The following is an 18,750-nucleotide window of genomic DNA, read 5'->3' on the forward strand; positions in this document are numbered from 1 at the left end:
CAGTCACCACGGACCATTTGCAATGGTGAACAATATGACCGACTTAACCGCGCAAGAACCCGCCTGGCAGACCCGCGATCATCTTGATGATCCGGTAATTGGCGAACTGCGCAACCGTTTTGGGCCGGATGCCTTTACTGTTCAGGCGACTCGCACCGGGGTTCCCGTTGTGTGGATCAAGCGTGAACAATTACTGGAAGTTGGCGATTTCTTAAAGAAACTGCCGAAACCTTACGTCATGCTGTTTGACTTACACGGCATGGACGAACGTCTGCGCACACACCGCGAAGGGTTACCTGCCGCGGATTTTTCCGTTTTCTACCATCTGATTTCTATTGATCGTAACCGCGACATCATGCTGAAGGTGGCGCTGGCAGAAAACGACCTGCACGTACCGACCTTCACCAAACTGTTCCCGAACGCTAACTGGTATGAGCGTGAAACCTGGGATCTGTTTGGCATTACATTCGACGGTCACCCGAACCTGCGCCGCATCATGATGCCGCAAACCTGGAAAGGTCACCCGCTGCGTAAAGATTACCCGGCGCGCGCTACCGAATTCTCGCCGTTTGAGCTGACCAAAGCCAAACAGGATCTGGAGATGGAAGCCCTGACCTTCAAACCGGAAGAGTGGGGGATGAAGCGCGGCACCGAAAACGAGGACTTCATGTTCCTCAACCTCGGTCCGAACCACCCGTCGGCGCACGGTGCTTTCCGTATCGTTTTGCAGCTCGATGGCGAAGAGATTGTCGACTGCGTACCAGACATCGGCTACCACCACCGTGGTGCGGAGAAAATGGGCGAACGCCAGTCCTGGCACAGCTACATTCCGTATACCGACCGTATTGAATACCTCGGCGGCTGCGTTAACGAAATGCCTTACGTGCTGGCGGTAGAGAAACTGGCCGGGATCACCGTGCCGGATCGCGTTAACGTCATTCGCGTTATGCTCTCCGAACTGTTCCGTATCAACAGCCACCTGCTGTACATCTCGACCTTTATTCAGGACGTCGGCGCAATGACGCCCGTGTTCTTCGCCTTTACCGATCGTCAGAAAATTTACGATCTGGTGGAAGCGATCACGGGTTTCCGTATGCACCCGGCGTGGTTCCGTATTGGCGGCGTAGCGCACGACCTGCCGCGCGGCTGGGATCGCCTGCTGCGTGAGTTCCTCGACTGGATGCCGAAACGTCTGGCGTCTTACGAGAAAGCGGCGCTGCAAAATACCATTCTGAAAGGTCGTTCCCAGGGCGTTGCCGCCTATGGCGCGAAAGAGGCGCTGGAGTGGGGCACCACTGGCGCGGGCCTGCGTGCTACCGGGATCGACTTCGACGTGCGTAAGGCGCGTCCTTATTCTGGCTATGAAAACTTCGACTTTGAAATCCCGGTTGGTGGTGGTGTTTCTGACTGCTACACCCGCGTAATGCTGAAAGTGGAAGAGCTGCGCCAGAGTCTGCGCATTCTTGAGCAGTGCCTCAACAACATGCCGGAAGGCCCGTTCAAAGCGGATCACCCGCTGACCACGCCGCCGCCGAAAGAGCGCACGCTGCAACATATCGAAACCCTGATCACCCACTTCCTGCAAGTGTCGTGGGGGCCGGTGATGCCTGCCAATGAATCCTTCCAGATGATTGAGGCGACCAAAGGGATCAACAGTTACTACCTGACCAGCGACGGTAGCACCATGAGTTATCGCACTCGTATCCGCACGCCGAGTTATGCGCATTTGCAGCAAATTCCGGCGGCGATCCGCGGCAGCCTGGTGTCTGACCTGATTGTTTATCTGGGCAGTATCGATTTTGTTATGTCAGATGTGGACCGCTAATTATGCACGAGAATCAACAACCACAAACCGAGGCTTTTGAGCTGAGTGCGGCAGAGCGTGAAGCGATTGAGCACGAGATGCACCACTACGAAGACCCGCGTGCGGCGTCCATTGAAGCGCTGAAAATCGTTCAGAAGCAGCGTGGCTGGGTGCCGGATGGTGCGATCCACGCGATCGCCGATGTGCTGGGTATTCCGGCAAGCGACGTCGAAGGTGTGGCAACGTTCTACAGTCAGATCTTCCGCCAGCCGGTTGGTCGCCATGTGATCCGTTATTGCGACAGCGTGGTCTGTCATATCAACGGGTATCAGGGTATTCAGGCGGCGCTCGAGAAAAAGCTGAACATCAAACCAGGGCAAACGACATTTGATGGCCGCTTTACGCTGCTGCCAACTTGCTGCCTGGGGAACTGTGATAAAGGGCCAAACATGATGATCGATGAGGACACTCACGCGCATCTGACCCCGGAAGCGATCCCTGAACTGCTGGAGCGGTATAAATGAAAAACATTATCCGTACTCCCGAAACGCATCCGCTGACCTGGCGTCTGCGCGATGACAAACAGCCAGTGTGGCTGGACGAATACCGCAGCAAAAACGGTTACGAAGGGGCGCGTAAGGCGCTGACCGGGCTGTCTCCGGACGAAATCGTTAATCAGGTAAAAGACGCTGGTCTGAAAGGGCGCGGTGGCGCGGGCTTTTCTACCGGCCTGAAATGGAGCCTGATGCCGAAAGACGAATCCATGAACATCCGTTACCTGCTGTGTAACGCCGATGAAATGGAGCCAGGCACCTATAAAGACCGCCTGTTGATGGAGCAACTGCCGCACCTACTGGTGGAAGGCATGCTCATCTCCGCGTTTGCGCTGAAAGCTTACCGTGGCTACATCTTCCTGCGTGGCGAATATATTGAAGCGGCAGTAAATCTGCGCCGCGCCATTGCCGAAGCCACTGAAGCGGGATTGCTTGGCAAAAACATTATGGGAACAGGTTTTGACTTCGAACTGTTCGTCCATACCGGGGCAGGGCGCTACATCTGCGGGGAAGAAACAGCGTTAATCAACTCCCTGGAAGGACGTCGTGCTAACCCACGCTCGAAACCCCCCTTCCCGGCAACCTCCGGCGTATGGGGCAAACCGACCTGTGTCAACAACGTCGAAACCCTGTGTAACGTTCCGGCGATCCTCGCTAACGGCGTGGAGTGGTATCAGAACATCTCGAAAAGTAAAGATGCTGGCACCAAGCTGATGGGCTTCTCCGGTCGGGTGAAAAATCCGGGTCTGTGGGAACTGCCGTTTGGTACTACCGCGCGCGAGATCCTCGAAGATTACGCCGGTGGTATGCGTGACGGTCTGAAATTCAAAGCCTGGCAGCCAGGCGGCGCGGGCACCGACTTCCTGACCGAAGCGCACCTTGACCTGCCGATGGAATTCGAAAGTATCGGTAAAGCGGGAAGCCGTCTGGGTACGGCGCTGGCGATGGCGGTTGACCATGAGATCAACATGGTGTCGCTGGTGCGTAACCTGGAAGAGTTTTTCGCCCGTGAGTCCTGCGGCTGGTGTACGCCGTGCCGCGACGGTCTGCCGTGGAGCGTGAAAATTCTGCGTGCGCTGGAGCGTGGCGAAGGTCAGCCGGGCGATATCGAAACACTTGAGCAACTGTGTCGATTCTTAGGCCCGGGTAAAACTTTCTGTGCCCACGCACCTGGTGCAGTGGAGCCGTTACAGAGCGCTATCAAATATTTCCGCGAAGAATTTGAGGCGGGGATCAAACAGCCGTTCAGCAATACCCATTTGATTAATGGGATTCAGCCGAACCTGCTGAAAGAGCGCTGGTAACCGAATTTCGATTAACGCTCAGTCTCTGACTGAGAAAACTGGAAGCATGCTAATGGCTACAATTCATGTAGACGGCAAAGAATACGAGGTCAACGGAGCGGACAACCTGCTGGAAGCTTGTCTGTCTCTGGGCCTTGATATTCCTTACTTTTGCTGGCATCCGGCGCTGGGAAGCGTCGGTGCTTGCCGCCAGTGTGCGGTGAAGCAATACCAAAACGCGGAAGACACGCGTGGTCGCCTGGTGATGTCCTGTATGACACCGGCTTCCGATGGCACCTTTATTTCCATTGACGACGAAGAAGCGAAACAGTTCCGTGAAAGTGTGGTCGAGTGGTTAATGACCAACCACCCGCACGACTGTCCGGTATGTGAAGAAGGCGGTAACTGCCATCTTCAGGATATGACCGTGATGACCGGACACAGCTTCCGTCGCTACCGTTTCACCAAACGTACCCACCGTAATCAGGATTTGGGGCCGTTCATCTCTCACGAAATGAACCGCTGCATCGCCTGCTACCGCTGCGTGCGTTACTACAAAGATTACGCTGACGGTACAGATCTGGGCGTTTATGGCGCGCACGACAATGTCTACTTCGGTCGCCCGGAAGACGGCACGCTGGAAAGCGAATTTTCCGGTAACCTGGTCGAAATTTGCCCGACCGGCGTATTTACCGACAAAACGCACTCCGAGCGTTACAACCGTAAATGGGATATGCAGTTTGCGCCGAGCATCTGCCAGCAATGTTCCATCGGCTGTAACATCAGCCCCGGCGAGCGTTATGGCGAACTGCGTCGTATCGAAAACCGTTACAACGGTACGGTAAACCACTACTTCCTCTGCGACCGTGGTCGTTTCGGTTACGGTTACGTCAACCTGAAAGATCGTCCGCGTCAGCCAGTACAGCGTCGTGGCGATGATTTCATTACCCTCAACGCCGAACAGGCAATGCAGGGCGCAGCAGATATTCTGCGTCAGTCGAAGAAAGTGATCGGCATTGGTTCTCCGCGCGCCAGCGTGGAAAGCAACTTTGCGCTGCGTGAGCTGGTGGGCGAAGAAAACTTCTACACCGGTATCGCTCACGGTGAGCAGGAACGTCTGCAACTGGCGCTGAAAGTACTGCGTGAAGGCGGCATTTATACTCCTGCTCTGCGCGAAATCGAATCTTACGATGCTGTACTGGTGCTGGGCGAAGACGTTACCCAGACCGGCGCGCGCGTCGCGCTGGCAGTGCGTCAGGCTGTGAAAGGTAAAGCGCGCGAAATGGCGGCAGCACAGAAAGTGGCTGACTGGCAGATTGCGGCAATCCTCAACATCGGTCAACGTGCGAAGCATCCGCTGTTTGTTACCAACGTTGATGACACCCGTCTGGATGATATCGCGGCGTGGACTTACCGCGCACCGGTTGAAGATCAGGCGCGTTTAGGTTTTGCCATCGCCCATGCGCTGGATAACTCTGCACCAGCAGTTGACGGTATTGAACCTGAACTGCAAAGCAAAATCGACGTCATCGTGCAGGCACTGGCGGGTGCGAAGAAACCGTTGATTATCTCCGGGACGAACGCCGGTAGCTTAGAGGTGATTCAGGCGGCGGCTAACGTCGCAAAAGCCCTGAAAGGTCGCGGCGCTGACGTCGGTATCACCATGATTGCCCGTTCCGTCAACAGCATGGGGCTGGGCATTATGGGTGGCGGTTCGCTTGAAGAAGCGTTAACCGAACTGGAAACCGGACGCGCCGACGCGGTGGTGGTGTTGGAAAACGATCTGCATCGTCACGCTTCTGCTACCCGCGTGAATGCTGCGCTGGCTAAAGCGCCGCTGGTGATGGTGGTTGACCATCAACGCACAGCGATCATGGAAAACGCCCATCTGGTGCTTTCCGCTGCCAGCTTTGCTGAAAGCGACGGTACGGTAATTAATAACGAAGGCCGCGCCCAACGTTTCTTCCAGGTTTACGATCCGGCTTATTACGACAGCAAAACTGTCATGCTGGAAAGCTGGCGCTGGCTGCACTCGCTGCACAGCACCTTGCTGAGCCGTGAAGTGGACTGGACGCAGCTCGACCATGTGATTGACGCTGTTGTGGCGAAAATCCCGGAACTGGCGGGTATCAAAGATGCTGCGCCAGATGCGACATTCCGTATTCGTGGGCAGAAACTGGCCCGTGAACCGCACCGTTACAGCGGTCGTACCGCCATGCGCGCCAATATCAGCGTTCATGAGCCGCGTCAGCCGCAGGATATTGACACCATGTTCACCTTCTCGATGGAAGGTAACAACCAGCCGACCGCGCACCGTTCGCAAGTGCCGTTTGCCTGGGCTCCGGGCTGGAACTCCCCGCAGGCGTGGAACAAATTCCAGGACGAAGTGGGCGGCAAACTGCGCTTTGGCGATCCGGGTGTGCGTCTGTTTGAAACCAGCGAAAATGGTCTGGATTACTTCACCAGCGTACCGGCACGCTTCCAGCCGCAGGACGGGAAATGGCGTATCGCGCCGTACTACCACCTGTTTGGCAGCGATGAATTGTCACAGCGTGCTCCGGTCTTCCAGTGTCGTATGCCGCAGCCGTACATCAAACTCAACCCAGCGGATGCCGCGAAGTTGGGTGTAAACGCAGGTACACGCGTCTCCTTTAGTTACGATGGCAACACGGTCACTCTGCCGGTTGAAATCGCTGAAGGGCTGACGGCAGGGCAGGTGGGCTTGCCGATGGGTATGTCCGGCATTGCTCCGGTGCTGGCTGGCGCGCATCTTGAGGATCTCAAGGAGGCACAACAATGAGTTGGATATCACCGGAACTGATTGAGATCCTGCTGACCATCCTCAAAGCGGTGGTGATCCTGCTGGTGGTTGTCACCTGCGGGGCATTCATGAGCTTTGGCGAACGTCGCCTGCTGGGTCTGTTCCAGAACCGTTACGGACCTAACCGTGTTGGCTGGGGTGGTTCGCTCCAGCTGGTTGCGGACATGATCAAAATGTTCTTTAAAGAAGACTGGATCCCGAAATTCTCGGATCGCGTCATCTTTACCCTGGCACCGATGATTGCGTTTACCTCGCTGCTGCTGGCCTTTGCGATTGTGCCAGTCAGTCCGGGTTGGGTGGTTGCCGACCTGAACATCGGGATTTTGTTCTTCCTGATGATGGCCGGTCTGGCGGTTTACGCGGTGCTGTTTGCGGGCTGGTCAAGTAACAACAAATACTCGCTGCTCGGTGCGATGCGTGCTTCTGCGCAGACCCTGAGCTACGAAGTGTTCCTCGGGCTTTCCCTGATGGGCGTGGTGGCGCAGGCCGGTTCATTCAACATGACCGACATCGTCAACAGCCAGGCGCATGTGTGGAACGTCATCCCGCAATTCTTTGGTTTTATTACCTTTGCCATCGCGGGCGTGGCGGTGTGTCACCGTCACCCGTTTGACCAGCCGGAAGCCGAGCAGGAACTGGCGGATGGTTACCACATTGAATATTCCGGTATGAAGTTCGGTCTGTTCTTCGTGGGTGAGTACATCGGGATTGTGACCATCTCTGCATTGATGGTGACGCTGTTCTTCGGTGGCTGGCAAGGCCCGTTGTTACCGCCATTCATCTGGTTCGCGCTGAAAACCGCGTTCTTTATGATGATGTTCATTTTGATTCGTGCGTCGTTACCGCGTCCGCGTTATGACCAGGTAATGTCCTTCGGCTGGAAAATCTGCCTGCCGCTGACGCTGATCAACTTGCTGGTAACGGCGGCTGTCATTCTCTGGCAGGCGCAATAAGGGGCAATAAGACCATGACCTTAAAAGAATTGTTAGTAGGTTTCGGCACCCAGGTTCGTAGTATCTGGATGATCGGCCTGCACGCGTTCGCCAAACGCGAAACGCGAATGTACCCGGAAGAGCCGGTCTATCTGCCGCCCCGTTATCGTGGTCGTATCGTTCTGACCCGCGACCCGGACGGCGAAGAGCGTTGCGTAGCCTGTAACCTCTGCGCGGTAGCCTGCCCGGTCGGCTGTATCTCGCTGCAAAAAGCAGAAACCAAAGACGGTCGCTGGTATCCGGAATTTTTCCGCATCAACTTCTCACGCTGCATTTTCTGTGGTCTGTGCGAAGAAGCCTGTCCGACCACGGCGATTCAGTTAACCCCGGATTTCGAAATGGGGGAATACAAGCGCCAGGATCTGGTTTACGAGAAAGAGGATCTGCTGATCTCCGGTCCGGGCAAATACCCGGAGTATAACTTCTACCGGATGGCAGGTATGGCAATCGACGGCAAAGATAAGGGCGAAGCAGAGAACGAAGCCAAGCCTATCGACGTCAAGAGCCTGTTACCGTAAGGAGAGGGGCAATGGAGTTCGCTTTTTATATCTGTGGCCTGATAGCCATACTTGCGACCTTGCGAGTGATCACCCATACCAATCCGGTACACGCACTGCTGTACCTGATTATTTCGCTGCTGGCGATTTCCGGGGTGTTCTTCTCACTGGGCGCTTACTTCGCCGGTGCGCTGGAAATTATCGTCTACGCGGGTGCCATTATGGTGCTGTTCGTGTTCGTGGTGATGATGCTCAACCTGGGCGGTTCAGAAATCGAACAAGAACGCCAGTGGCTGAAACCGCAGGTGTGGATTGGTCCGGCAATTTTGTCAGCCATCATGTTGGTGGTGATTGTTTACGCCATTCTCGGTGTTAACGATCAAGGTATCGACGGTACGCCAATCAGTGCTAAAGCAGTGGGTATTACGCTGTTCGGGCCTTACGTACTGGCGGTGGAACTGGCTTCTATGCTGCTGCTCGCGGGTCTGGTTGTGGCCTTCCACGTCGGTCGTGAAGAGCGTGCGGGTGAAGTGCTGAGCAATCGTAAAGACGACAGCGCGAAAAGAAAAACGGAGGAGCACGCATGATCCCCTTACAACATGGACTGATCCTCGCGGCAATCTTATTCGTTCTTGGCTTAACCGGTCTGGTTATCCGTCGCAATCTGCTGTTTATGCTGATTGGTCTGGAAATCATGATTAACGCCTCCGCGCTGGCCTTTGTGGTCGCCGGAAGCTACTGGGGCCAGACCGACGGTCAGGTGATGTACATTCTCGCCATCAGCCTCGCGGCGGCAGAAGCGAGTATCGGCCTTGCGCTGCTGCTGCAACTTCACCGTCGTCGCCAGAACCTGAACATCGATTCAGTAAGTGAGATGCGCGGATGAACATGCTTGCCTTAACCATTATTTTGCCATTGATTGGCTTCGTCCTGCTGGCGTTCTCCCGTGGGCGCTGGTCTGAAAACGTCTCGGCGATCGTCGGCGTAGGCTCTGTGGGCCTGGCGGCGCTGGTAACCGCCTTTATCGGCGTCGACTTTTTCGCTAACGGCGAGCAGGCATACAGCCAGCCGCTGTGGACGTGGATGTCGGTAGGCGACTTTAACATCGGTTTTAACCTGGTGCTGGACGGTCTGTCGCTGACCATGCTCTCGGTGGTCACTGGTGTGGGTTTCCTAATCCACATGTACGCCTCCTGGTACATGCGCGGTGAAGAGGGCTACTCTCGCTTCTTCGCCTACACCAACCTGTTCATCGCCAGCATGGTAGTTCTGGTGCTTGCCGACAACCTGCTGCTGATGTACCTCGGCTGGGAAGGCGTGGGCCTGTGCTCCTATCTGCTGATCGGTTTCTATTACACCGATCCGAAGAATGGCGCAGCGGCAATGAAAGCGTTCGTCGTGACCCGTGTGGGTGACGTTTTCCTCGCTTTCGCACTGTTCATTCTTTACAACGAACTGGGCACCCTGAACTTCCGCGAAATGGTGGAACTGGCACCAGCGCACTTTGCTGACGGCAATAACATGCTGATGTGGGCGACGCTGATGCTGCTCGGCGGTGCGGTCGGTAAATCTGCGCAGTTGCCGTTGCAGACATGGCTTGCCGACGCGATGGCGGGCCCGACGCCTGTCTCCGCGCTGATCCACGCCGCAACGATGGTAACCGCGGGTGTCTACCTGATCGCCCGTACCCACGGCCTGTTCCTGATGACGCCGGAAGTTCTGCATCTGGTGGGCATTGTTGGGGCGGTTACGCTGCTGCTGGCCGGTTTTGCCGCGCTGGTACAGACCGACATCAAACGTGTTCTCGCTTACTCTACCATGAGCCAGATTGGCTACATGTTCCTCGCGCTTGGCGTGCAGGCATGGGATGCGGCGATTTTCCACTTGATGACTCACGCGTTCTTTAAAGCGCTGCTGTTCCTGGCATCCGGTTCCGTCATTCTGGCCTGCCATCACGAACAGAACATCTTCAAGATGGGCGGTCTGCGTAAATCTATTCCGCTGGTTTATCTCTGCTTCCTGGTGGGCGGCGCAGCACTGTCGGCACTGCCGCTGGTCACTGCGGGCTTCTTCAGTAAGGATGAGATCCTCGCGGGTGCGATGGCGAATGGTCATATCAATCTGATGGTGGCAGGTCTGGTCGGTGCGTTTATGACCTCGCTCTACACCTTCCGTATGATTTTCATCGTCTTCCACGGAAAAGAACAAATTCACGCTCACGCCGTGAAAGGGGTAACTCACAGCCTGCCGCTGATTGTGCTGCTGATCCTTTCCACCTTCGTTGGCGCACTGATTGTACCGCCGCTGCAGGGCGTGCTTCCGCAAACTACGGAGCTGGCGCACGGCAGCATGTTGACCCTGGAAATTACCTCTGGCGTGGTCGCGGTGGTCGGCATTCTGCTGGCTGCCTGGCTGTGGCTGGGTAAACGTACTCTGGTGACCTCCATCGCCAACAGTGCGCCGGGCCGTCTGCTGGGCACTTGGTGGTACAACGCCTGGGGCTTTGACTGGCTGTACGACAAAGTGTTCGTCAAGCCGTTCCTGGGTATTGCCTGGTTGCTGAAACGCGATCCGCTGAACTCAATGATGAACATTCCGGCGGTTCTTTCCCGCTTTGCAGGTAAAGGTCTGCTGTTAAGCGAGAACGGCTACCTGCGCTGGTATGTGGCATCCATGAGCATCGGTGCGGTCGTGGTGCTGGCACTGTTGATGGTACTGCGTTGAGTTAAGGATTGTGGGATTGCCCCTGGGCATATAAGAACGTAGGTCGGATAAGCCTCCTTCGCGGTGCATCCGACACTACCCCCAGTCCGAAGAGAATTTTCTGTCGTGAGAATTCGTTGAAAATCCGGTCCTGACGGGACTTTTACAAGGAATAAAGATCGCCATGTTACTACCCTGGCTAATATTAATTCCCTTTATCGGCGGCTTCCTGTGCTGGCAGACCGAACGCTTTGGCGTCAAGGTGCCGCGCTGGATCGCGCTGATCACCATGGGATTGACGCTGGCGCTGTCGCTGCAACTGTGGTTGCAGGGCGGTTATTCACTGACGCAATCCGCCGGAATTCCGCAGTGGCAGTCTGAATTCGACATGCCGTGGATCCCGCGTTTTGGTATCTCTATCCATCTCGCCATTGACGGGCTGTCGCTGCTGATGGTCGTGCTGACCGGTCTGCTCGGTGTGCTGGCGGTACTCTGTTCGTGGAAAGAGATCGAAAAATATCAGGGCTTCTTCCACCTCAACCTGATGTGGATCCTGGGCGGCGTTATCGGCGTGTTCCTTGCCATCGACATGTTCCTGTTCTTCTTCTTCTGGGAAATGATGCTGGTGCCGATGTACTTCCTGATCGCACTGTGGGGGCATAAAGCCTCTGACGGTAAAACGCGTATCACGGCGGCAACCAAGTTCTTCATTTACACCCAGGCGAGTGGTCTGGTGATGTTGATCGCCATCCTGGCGCTGGTTTTTGTTCACTACAATGCGACCGGCGTCTGGACCTTCAACTATGAAGAGCTGCTGAATACGCCAATGTCCAGTGGTGTGGAATATCTGTTGATGCTGGGCTTCTTCATCGCCTTCGCAGTCAAAATGCCGGTGGTTCCGCTGCATGGCTGGCTGCCGGATGCGCACTCCCAGGCTCCGACCGCCGGTTCCGTTGACCTCGCGGGGATCTTGCTGAAAACTGCCGCTTACGGTTTGCTGCGTTTCTCCCTACCGCTGTTCCCGAACGCGTCGGCAGAGTTCGCGCCAATCGCTATGTGGCTGGGTGTTATCGGCATCTTCTACGGTGCGTGGATGGCCTTCGCCCAGACCGATATCAAACGTCTGATCGCCTACACCTCGGTTTCCCACATGGGCTTCGTGCTGATTGCTATCTACACCGGCAGCCAGTTGGCCTACCAGGGCGCGGTAATCCAGATGATTGCGCACGGCTTGTCGGCGGCGGGTCTGTTTATTCTCTGCGGTCAGCTTTATGAACGTATCCATACCCGCGACATGCGCATGATGGGCGGTCTGTGGAGTAAGATGAAATGGCTGCCAGCACTGTCGCTGTTCTTTGCGGTGGCAACGCTTGGGATGCCTGGCACCGGTAACTTCGTCGGCGAATTTATGATTCTGTTCGGCAGCTTCCAGGTTGTCCCGGTGATTACCGTTATTTCTACCTTTGGGCTGGTCTTTGCATCTGTTTATTCGCTGGCGATGTTACATCGCGCTTACTTCGGTAAAGCGAAAAGCCAGATTGCCAGCCAGGAACTGCCAGGGATGTCGCTGCGTGAGCTGTTTATGATCCTGTTGCTGGTGGTGCTGCTGGTACTGCTGGGCTTCTATCCGCAGCCGATTCTGGATACCTCGCACTCCGCGATTGGCAATATCCAGCAGTGGTTTGTTAATTCCGTTACTACTACAAGGCCGTAAATCGCCATGACAATAACTCCACAAAACCTGATCGCACTGCTACCGTTGCTGATCGTCGGCTTGACGGTGGTGGTTGTGATGCTCTCCATTGCGTGGCGACGCAATCATTTCCTCAACGCTACGCTCTCGGTTATTGGGCTTAACGCGGCGCTGGTTTCGCTCTGGTTTGTTGGCCAGGCGGGCGCTATGGACGTTACGCCGCTGATGCGCGTTGATGGTTTCGCCATGCTTTACACCGGGCTGGTATTGTTGGCGAGCCTCGCCACCTGTACTTTCGCCTACCCGTGGCTTGAAGGCTATAACGACAACAAGGATGAGTTCTACCTGTTGGTGTTAATTGCCGCCCTGGGCGGGATCCTGCTGGCGAATGCCAACCATCTGGCGTCTCTGTTCCTCGGTATTGAACTGATCTCTTTGCCGCTGTTTGGCCTGGTCGGTTACGCTTTCCGCCAGAAACGTTCGCTGGAAGCCAGTATCAAATACACCATCCTTTCTGCCGCAGCGTCTTCTTTCCTGCTGTTCGGTATGGCGCTGGTGTATGCGCAGTCTGGCGACCTGTCGTTTGTCGCGCTGGGTAAAAACCTCGGCGACGGTATGCTCAACGAGCCGCTGTTGCTGGCAGGTTTCGGTCTGATGATTGTTGGCCTCGGCTTCAAACTCTCTCTGGTGCCGTTCCACCTGTGGACGCCAGACGTATACCAGGGCGCGCCTGCGCCGGTTTCCACTTTCCTGGCGACGGCGAGCAAAATCGCTATCTTCGGTGTAGTGATGCGTCTGTTCCTCTACGCACCGGTGGGTGACAGCGAAGCGATTCGTGTGGTGCTGGCGATTATCGCCTTTGCCTCCATCATCTTCGGTAACCTGATGGCGCTGAGCCAGACCAATATCAAACGTCTGCTCGGTTACTCATCTATCTCTCACCTCGGCTATCTGCTGGTGGCGCTGATTGCGCTGCAAACGGGCGAGATGTCGATGGAAGCGGTAGGGGTTTACCTGGCCGGTTATCTGTTCAGCAGCCTCGGCGCGTTCGGCGTGGTCAGTCTGATGTCCAGCCCGTATCGTGGCCCGGATGCTGATTCCCTGTTCTCTTACCGCGGTCTGTTCTGGCATCGTCCGATCCTCGCGGCAGTGATGACGGTGATGATGCTGTCTCTGGCCGGTATCCCGATGACGCTGGGCTTTATCGGTAAGTTCTACGTGCTGGCGGTCGGTGTCCAGGCACACTTGTGGTGGCTGGTGGGTGCCGTGGTTGTCGGTTCGGCAATCGGCCTCTACTACTACCTGCGCGTGGCGGTGAGCCTGTACCTGCACGCACCGGAACAACCGGGTCGCGATGCACCATCAAACTGGCAGTACAGCGCGGGCGGTATCGTTGTGCTGATCTCTGCACTGTTGGTACTGGTACTGGGTGTATGGCCACAACCGCTGATTAGCATTGTGCGGTTAGCAATGCCGCTGATGTAAGCTATCAGTTTGTAAGTCAGAAAGCCGCCGACATGTTCGGCGGTTTTTTTTGGTGCCCTGACACCATCACCCAACAATAACCGTCAGCGCATGATTCCCTTGTCGCAGCATACGTCGATACGCGCTAATCAGCTTTTCCATATCAAGCATGATCGAAGCAAAGAGTTGCCCCTCTAACTCTTCTGAAAAGGTCACTCCCGGATAAATCTCCATTTCATTGAGTCGCTTAATGGAAAACTTTTTACGCAGCTCACTTCGATCCAGTGATTCCAGTCGGTCGATTGTCGCGGCTAACTCCTGATTCCATGTCAATCCCAGGAAACCATCTATACCATCTTCGAGGCTGTGTTCACCAAGCACGGCACGACTCAGCGGATCATTCTTCGCTGGATCGAACGCAGAGGTGCCTGTCAGCCCAAAGTGTAAAAAATCCCAGCGTTTATCAATATCCAGTCGGCGTAATCCTGAAAGCGTGTCATGTATATTATCCATCAAAGGTTTTTCAGTAGACTCAAGCAGTTGGTTAATCTTTTCTGAGTCAATTTCTGCAAAATAACCAATCATTCCCATTTATTTTTCCTCCATTGAATTTTATGTTTCGCATCTTAAAACAGACGAGGGAAAATAAAATGTACATGTCGCTGTTTCTGGACCCGCCTCGAGAAATTTTTATTATTTACTGTTGTGTAACAAGGTTATAACACCATCCGCCACCTGAGCCATTTTCTGATAATTCAATCTGTCTGCGATATCACCGGGCAAGTAGTTTTGTTTATTACGATAAAAAGCGGTGTCAGTAATCATTACGGCGGGAATATCGTGTTGCCAATAATTAAGGCGGTCAGAGAAATTAATACCGTTAATAAACCATGGGGCATTCATAGAATAAACAGATAAATCCCGGGATGATAACAATGCCGTTTTTACCTGACGAACGGCGTTGATATCCTGTATTCTGCCGACCAGGCAATAAAGTCTCCCCGATCGGGATAAAGCCAGGACATTGCCGGGTAAGGGTAATTCTGGCTTCCAGGCGCAGAGTCGTAATAGCCAATCATCTCCAGTGCTATCATTAATTTCACTGGATGCTCAAGCGAAGCTGCATGCACCGCGCTCCCCATTTCATCGCTACGAAAGAAGTGCGGTTCTTCCGACGCATAGGCGACCAGCTGCACGCCTGTTTTCGGTACTTGCTGATGTAACAAACGTGCCAGTTCGAGTAATCCTGCCACACCGCTGGCGTTATCATCCGCGCCCGGCGTATAGGTCAATTGATCGTTTTCATAACTGCTGGCAGAGTCATAATGCGCACCAATAATAATCAGCGGTCCATCGGCAGGACCATAATCAGCAACAATGTTTTTGTAGGGGCCACCCGTAATGGGGACATCCTGCGAGGTAACTCTGGCACCGCTACTGACAAAGACCTCTTTTATATACTCTGCGGACCTATTCAGATTATCAATATTGTCGGCACTACGTGGATGCACAGTTTGTGTAAGATAACGAACTGTTTTTTCTAATTGCTCAGGACTTGCGTGTCGGGGCGTTGACGGTAATGCATTGACCCAGGGTTGGTAAAAAATAATCATAGGGAGTAAAAACACAAATAATATAATAAAAGCAAAGATTATTTTTTTATATGCAAATTATTAATGGGTTGCGTTGTTGAATCATTATTTGCTATGGGTTTCGATATTGTATTTTATTAAGATTAGCAGGATTATACAAAGAGTATATTTTATGTCTGGTGCCTGAGTTTATTTAAAAGGATTTTATATGCGAAATAAAAATATAATCATGTTGCTTATGAGTAGTTTGATTTTGTCAGGATGTGGGCCGCAACCTGAGAATAAGGAAAGTCAGCAACAACAACCCAGTACTCCCACAGAGCAGCAAGTGCTTGCCGCGCAGCAAGCTGCAATAAAAGAGGCTGAGCAAAGCGCCGCCGCCGCGAAAGCCTTGGCCCAGCAAGAAGTGCAACAATATTCAGACAAACAGGCTTTACAGGGGCGATTGCAGGAAGCGCCAACATTTGCAAGAGCGGCTAAAGCAAAAGCTACACATATCGCAAATCCAGGAACCGCTCGCTACCAGCAGTTCGATGATAATCCGGTTAAGCAGGTAGCGCAAAATCCGTTGGCGACGTTTAGTCTTGACGTTGACACTGGCAGTTATGCGAATGTAAGGCGTTTCCTCAATCAAGGGCTGTTACCTCCGCCAGACGCTGTGCGGGTGGAGGAGATAGTCAATTATTTCCCGTCTGATTGGGATATCAAAGACAAACAATCTATTCCGGCCTCTAAGCCAATACCTTTCGCTATGCGCTACGAATTGGCACCTGCACCATGGAATGAACAGCGAACATTGCTGAAAGTTGATATCCTGGCGAAAGATCGCAAAAGTGAAGAGTTACCAGCTTCTAATCTGGTCTTTCTTATCGACACTTCTGGTTCAATGATTTCTGATGAACGTTTGCCACTTATCCAGTCTTCGTTGAAATTATTGGTCAAAGAACTTCGTGAGCAGGATAACATTGCCATCGTGACCTACGCTGGCGACTCCCGTATTGCATTGCCTTCTATCTCCGGGAGTCATAAGGCGGAAATTAATGCCGCAATTGATTCGCTGGATGCCGAAGGCAGTACCAATGGCGGTGCCGGGCTGGAACTGGCTTATCAGCAGGCGGCGAAGGGGTTTATTAAGGGCGGTATCAATCGCATTTTATTGGCCACTGACGGTGACTTTAACGTTGGTATTGACGATCCAAAATCGATTGAATTAATGATCAAAAAACAGCGGGAGTCCGGTGTTACTCTGTCGACGTTTGGCGTGGGGGATGACAATTACAACGAGGCAATGATGGTGCGAATTGCCGATGTTGGCAACGGTAACTACAGCTACATTGATACCCTCTCTGAAGCGCAGAAAGTATTGAACAGTGAAATGCGGCAGACGTTGATTACCGTAGCAAAAGATGTCAAAGCGCAAATTGAGTTTAACCCCGCGTGGGTAACGGAATACCGTCAGATTGGTTATGAAAAGCGCCAACTTCGGGCGGAAGATTTTAATAACGACAACGTTGATGCGGGGGATATTGGCGCAGGCAAACATATAACGTTGTTATTTGAATTAACGCTGAACGGGCAAAAAGCATCAATTGATAAGTTACGCTATGCCCCGGATAACAAATTAGCGAAATCGGACAAAACGAAAGAACTGGCCTGGTTAAAAATTCGCTGGAAATACCCGCAGGGAAAAGAAAGTCAGTTAGTTGAATTCCCGCTGGGGCCAACAATAAACGCGCCCTCTGAAGATATGCGTTTTCGCGCAGCAGTAGCTGCATATGGGCAAAAGTTACGCGGTTCTGAATACCTGAACAATACCTCCTGGCAGCAGATCAAACAGTGGGCTCAGCAGGCAAAAGGGGTAGATCCACAGGGTTACAGGGCGGAATTTATTCGCCTGATTGAACTGGCGGATGGTGTGACTGACATCAGTCAGTGATGACTTTTTAGCAAACTATGTTCGACCAGTCAGCATATTTGCTGACTGGTCGAATTAATTAACAATGATGTTAACTTACTCTTTTGCTTGATGCTCTATTTTTGGGTTGTGAGTGTTTTATTTCTAAGTTTCTATAATAATGATTGATATTTGCATCGCCATATTTATCTAAATAACAATTTCTGTTTACCAGTCGATGTTGAAAATCAATTTCGTACTGCTCTTCTGCTGAATATTTTTTAAATCTGTCAGCATAGTTTTTTAATAACGTATAGGGGGCGCTGTCAGAATTGCTTTCCATTTGTTCAATCACTTCCTGGGCTGCCATGCACACAAATGCACCGCAACTTTGGCTTAAGTATTGCTGAAGATCGGCATGTAAAAATATTATCTCTGGTTCAGTTAAATGATCTGTTATATTCTTATTATTCGGCGTTTCTCTCGTGGGGTCACAATTGAAACTATTGAAACTGTTAATGATACGCTTAAGTGAATTTTCTTTTTCATGGCCTAGTGAACGTAATGAATTGAATATGATGCATTTTATTTGTTGTGTGTTGTTTTTTTCATTAACTATTTTCTGTAGCGAAACTAATATCCAGTGTCCGCCAGTATTTATGGGGAATAACTGGACTTCTTTCGGCCATGATGGATCGCTCTTAATATTATCATTGAGAGCGACTTCCAGGTAAGTGCTGTTGGAATTGGGGAGGTAGAAATCAGTAGGATAATTGACTTGAGTATTTTTTGCATTGGCGGCGATCTTTTTAAGATAGCAAGATATTTCATCTGTGGTTAATTGACGATTTTTATCCCAGAAGTTTGTCCCATCGCTCAGTTCATTATTCTTATCATTTAAAAGTACCTTTGAAAGTGACTGTTTTTCTGATATGAGAGGAATGTCCTCACCGATAATTGTCATTAATTTCGAAGGAGAGAATAGTTTTTTGAACAGGAGATTATCTGAATCATGTGAATTGAGGGGGTGTTTGGTTGCGGTATGTGCCAAATTATATAATTTTAAACAGGCATTTTTTATAAGCTTGATAATCGATAGGGTATCATTTGTTGGGTTTCTAACAATATGGTAAAGAATATCTTCAGCTTTTTTTCCAAATTCATCATAACCTAACGCAATATTATGCAGTAACTCAATACTTTCTTCATCTCCGGATAACGCTGTTTTTTTTAAAGACTGCAGTAATTCCTCGGTCACAGTAAATTTTTCTGCAAATGTCTGACTGAGTTGGGTTTGAGATAATTGACAATAATTGCTGACAACTGTAACCATCATATGCTCCTTTTAGTTGCAAAGGTTGTGCTGAATGAAGATAAAAAGAGGCAACTTATTGCTCTGAATATAGTGCGTAAGGAGATGAATAAATATCAAAAATCGCTCAATATGCCCGTG

At 52.3% G+C, this 18,750-nt stretch carries 14 protein-coding genes and 1 pseudogene; 12 read left to right on the forward strand and 3 right to left on the reverse strand.

Annotation, left to right across the window (positions count from 1 at the left end; translation table 11 throughout):
• Positions 1-22: 22 nt before the first annotated feature.
• The 11 genes from nuoC (at position 23) to nuoN (ending at position 13,832) form a co-directional block, all read left to right on the forward strand.
• Positions 23-1,825 (forward strand): NADH-quinone oxidoreductase subunit C/D, encoded by a 1,803-nt coding sequence (gene nuoC, locus ACJHW7_RS05390; RefSeq protein ID WP_000247878.1) that lies wholly within the window; start codon positions 23-25, stop codon positions 1,823-1,825.
• A gap of 2 nt (positions 1,826-1,827) precedes the next feature.
• Positions 1,828-2,328 (forward strand): NADH-quinone oxidoreductase subunit NuoE, encoded by a 501-nt coding sequence (gene nuoE, locus ACJHW7_RS05395; RefSeq protein ID WP_000545042.1) that lies wholly within the window; start codon positions 1,828-1,830, stop codon positions 2,326-2,328.
• Positions 2,325-3,662, forward strand: coding sequence for an NADH-quinone oxidoreductase subunit NuoF (nuoF, locus tag ACJHW7_RS05400; protein WP_000789502.1), 1,338 nt, complete (start codon positions 2,325-2,327; stop codon positions 3,660-3,662). Before nuoE ends, nuoF begins: the two co-directional genes overlap by 4 nt.
• Before the next feature lie 52 nt (positions 3,663-3,714).
• Positions 3,715-6,441, forward strand: coding sequence for an NADH-quinone oxidoreductase subunit NuoG (gene nuoG / locus ACJHW7_RS05405; RefSeq protein WP_001301902.1), 2,727 nt, complete (start codon positions 3,715-3,717; stop codon positions 6,439-6,441).
• A complete protein-coding gene (nuoH, locus tag ACJHW7_RS05410) occupies positions 6,438-7,415 on the forward strand; it encodes an NADH-quinone oxidoreductase subunit NuoH (protein WP_000118507.1) in 978 nt (325 codons plus the stop codon). Before nuoG ends, nuoH begins: the two co-directional genes overlap by 4 nt.
• Before the next feature lie 14 nt (positions 7,416-7,429).
• Positions 7,430-7,972 (forward strand): NADH-quinone oxidoreductase subunit NuoI, encoded by a 543-nt coding sequence (gene nuoI / locus ACJHW7_RS05415; protein ID WP_000172749.1) that lies wholly within the window; start codon positions 7,430-7,432, stop codon positions 7,970-7,972.
• Between the two features lie 11 nt (positions 7,973-7,983).
• The gene (gene nuoJ, locus ACJHW7_RS05420; RefSeq protein WP_000393511.1) at positions 7,984-8,538 is read left to right on the forward strand and encodes an NADH-quinone oxidoreductase subunit J; all 555 of its coding nucleotides are present in this window, start codon (positions 7,984-7,986) and stop codon (positions 8,536-8,538) included.
• A complete protein-coding gene (gene nuoK, locus ACJHW7_RS05425) occupies positions 8,535-8,837 on the forward strand; it encodes an NADH-quinone oxidoreductase subunit NuoK (RefSeq protein WP_000612644.1) in 303 nt (100 codons plus the stop codon). Before nuoJ ends, nuoK begins: the two co-directional genes overlap by 4 nt.
• Positions 8,834-10,675, forward strand: a complete 1,842-nt coding sequence (nuoL, locus tag ACJHW7_RS05430) for an NADH-quinone oxidoreductase subunit L (RefSeq protein ID WP_001056618.1) — start codon at positions 8,834-8,836, stop codon at positions 10,673-10,675. The genes nuoK and nuoL overlap by 4 nt, the downstream gene beginning before the upstream one ends.
• A 163-nt stretch (positions 10,676-10,838) precedes the next feature.
• Complete coding sequence (nuoM, locus tag ACJHW7_RS05435) at positions 10,839-12,368, forward strand: NADH-quinone oxidoreductase subunit M (RefSeq protein ID WP_000926441.1); 1,530 nt, start codon at positions 10,839-10,841, stop codon at positions 12,366-12,368.
• Positions 12,369-12,374: 6 nt separating this feature from the next.
• Complete coding sequence (gene nuoN, locus ACJHW7_RS05440; RefSeq protein ID WP_000156701.1) at positions 12,375-13,832, forward strand: NADH-quinone oxidoreductase subunit NuoN; 1,458 nt, start codon at positions 12,375-12,377, stop codon at positions 13,830-13,832.
• 66 nt (positions 13,833-13,898) lie between these two features.
• Here nuoN and ACJHW7_RS05445 read toward each other — a convergent pair whose 3' ends face one another.
• Together ACJHW7_RS05445 and ACJHW7_RS05450 are read right to left on the reverse strand one after the other, a co-directional pair.
• Positions 13,899-14,402, reverse strand: coding sequence for a YfbM family protein (locus ACJHW7_RS05445; protein ID WP_000525361.1), 504 nt, complete (start codon positions 14,400-14,402; stop codon positions 13,899-13,901).
• A gap of 102 nt (positions 14,403-14,504) precedes the next feature.
• A pseudogene (locus ACJHW7_RS05450) lies at positions 14,505-15,424 on the reverse strand (M28 family metallopeptidase).
• Between the two features lie 187 nt (positions 15,425-15,611).
• Here ACJHW7_RS05450 and ACJHW7_RS05455 point away from each other — a divergent pair.
• The gene (locus tag ACJHW7_RS05455; protein ID WP_001244802.1) at positions 15,612-17,339 is read left to right on the forward strand and encodes a vWA domain-containing protein; all 1,728 of its coding nucleotides are present in this window, start codon (positions 15,612-15,614) and stop codon (positions 17,337-17,339) included.
• Between the two features lie 70 nt (positions 17,340-17,409).
• Here ACJHW7_RS05455 and ACJHW7_RS05460 read toward each other — a convergent pair whose 3' ends face one another.
• On the reverse strand, positions 17,410-18,633 hold the full coding sequence (locus ACJHW7_RS05460; RefSeq protein WP_000989828.1) for an ElaD/SseL family deubiquitinase: 1,224 nt from the start codon (positions 18,631-18,633) through the stop codon (positions 17,410-17,412).
• Between the last annotated feature and the right edge of the window lie 117 nt (positions 18,634-18,750).

This window comes from Escherichia sp. WS1152, assembly GCF_046487665.1.
Lineage (GTDB): Bacteria > Pseudomonadota > Gammaproteobacteria > Enterobacterales > Enterobacteriaceae > Escherichia > Escherichia coli.

Coding starts and splice junctions, on each gene's coding strand:
- nuoG (WP_001301902.1), top strand. CDS start 3,715: ATGGCTACAATTCATGTAGACGGCAAAGAATACGAGGTCAACGGAGCG.
- nuoE (WP_000545042.1), top strand. CDS start 1,828: ATGCACGAGAATCAACAACCACAAACCGAGGCTTTTGAGCTGAGTGCG.
- nuoM (WP_000926441.1), top strand. CDS start 10,839: ATGTTACTACCCTGGCTAATATTAATTCCCTTTATCGGCGGCTTCCTG.
- nuoI (WP_000172749.1), top strand. CDS start 7,430: ATGACCTTAAAAGAATTGTTAGTAGGTTTCGGCACCCAGGTTCGTAGT.
- nuoF (WP_000789502.1), top strand. CDS start 2,325: ATGAAAAACATTATCCGTACTCCCGAAACGCATCCGCTGACCTGGCGT.
- ACJHW7_RS05460 (WP_000989828.1), bottom strand. CDS start 18,633: ATGATGGTTACAGTTGTCAGCAATTATTGTCAATTATCTCAAACCCAA.
- nuoJ (WP_000393511.1), top strand. CDS start 7,984: ATGGAGTTCGCTTTTTATATCTGTGGCCTGATAGCCATACTTGCGACC.
- nuoN (WP_000156701.1), top strand. CDS start 12,375: ATGACAATAACTCCACAAAACCTGATCGCACTGCTACCGTTGCTGATC.
- ACJHW7_RS05455 (WP_001244802.1), top strand. CDS start 15,612: ATGCGAAATAAAAATATAATCATGTTGCTTATGAGTAGTTTGATTTTG.
- nuoK (WP_000612644.1), top strand. CDS start 8,535: ATGATCCCCTTACAACATGGACTGATCCTCGCGGCAATCTTATTCGTT.
- ACJHW7_RS05445 (WP_000525361.1), bottom strand. CDS start 14,402: ATGGGAATGATTGGTTATTTTGCAGAAATTGACTCAGAAAAGATTAAC.
- nuoL (WP_001056618.1), top strand. CDS start 8,834: ATGAACATGCTTGCCTTAACCATTATTTTGCCATTGATTGGCTTCGTC.
- nuoC (WP_000247878.1), top strand. CDS start 23: ATGGTGAACAATATGACCGACTTAACCGCGCAAGAACCCGCCTGGCAG.
- nuoH (WP_000118507.1), top strand. CDS start 6,438: ATGAGTTGGATATCACCGGAACTGATTGAGATCCTGCTGACCATCCTC.